The sequence below is a fragment of the Nocardiopsis sp. NPDC058631 genome (assembly GCF_042716955.1).
Taxonomy (GTDB): Bacteria; Actinomycetota; Actinomycetes; order Streptosporangiales; family Streptosporangiaceae; genus Nocardiopsis.
In genome coordinates, this window is record NZ_JBHXQY010000215.1 from 1 (window position 1) to 1,041 (window position 1,041).

1 protein-coding gene is annotated in these 1,041 nt (G+C 72.4%); it reads right to left on the minus strand.

All coding sequences use genetic code 11. The annotated features are described in order from the left end of the window. Window positions 1-124: 124 nt before the first annotated feature. The gene (locus ACFWTE_RS30020) at window positions 125-937 is read right to left on the minus strand and encodes a TIGR03089 family protein (RefSeq protein ID WP_378783334.1); all 813 of its coding nucleotides are present in this window, start codon (window positions 935-937) and stop codon (window positions 125-127) included. Window positions 938-1,041 lie beyond the last annotated feature (104 nt).

The window sequence follows — 1,041 nt, forward strand, 5'->3', positions numbered from 1 at the left end:
ATCCCCGGCCGTTCGTATGGCACAAGACGGCCGAGGAGATCCTCGAATCCCTCGCAGCGTACTGCCGACGAATTAACGACTCAGGACACTAGCGGGCTGACCCCGGGGAGGGCCCTCCCCGGGGTCAGGGCGCTTCGAGCGGCCTGAGCGCCGTCCCGGCGAGGACGTCCGCGTCCACGGCGGTCCCCACCACGGTGACCTTCTCCATTCCGGCCCGCTCCACGACCTTCTCCGGGGCCGCGGGGTCGAACGGCGTCACCACGAGCGGCACGCCCGCCGCGATCGGGGCGAGCAGGAGTTCCGCGCCCTCGCCGAGCAGGGACAGCGGCGCGTCCGGTTCCAGGAACAGGCCCAGTCGGTCCTCGGAGGTCAGCCCCCAGGCCGCGGCCCGCTCCCGGCCCCCGGCGGCCAGGGCGGCACCTGTCCAGGCGCCGCCGCTCCAAAGCGCGGGCTCCTGCGGGTCGACCGGGAAGGCCGGGAAGTGGTCGCCGTACCCCCGCACCTCGACGGAGTAGTCGAGCACCATCGGCGGGACCTCGGCCAGCGGCAGGCCCAACGGGTGCAGCGAGGTGCCCACGACATCCTCGGCGCCGCTGTCCAGCGCGCTCTCCAGGAGGTCGGCGCCGGTGACCACGACGTGCGCGTCCGCGGGGAGGTCCGCCCCGCCCGGGACGAACTCGGCCACCGCGCCCACCGACCAGCAGGAGACCAGCCACGCCAGTGACTGCCAGTGCACCGGAAGGGCGATCACCACCCGGTCTCCCGGCTGCGTGCCGAGCCCGTCCACCAGCATGTTCGAGGTCTTGGACACCCAGTTGTCGAACGTGGCCCGGGACAGTTCGACGCGGCCGCCGGAGGTGTCGTAGGAGGTCACGAACGGACGCGACGGGTCGGCGGAGACGAGGGCGCGCCACAGCTGCGCGGGAGTTTCGGACATGAACGCCACTCTAGGGCGTGGTCCGTGGATGCTCTCGGTTGACTCGGCGCTTGCGCCGATCGACGCGAGCGGCTGCCAGGCCATCTCTCGCAGGACGAGTAGCG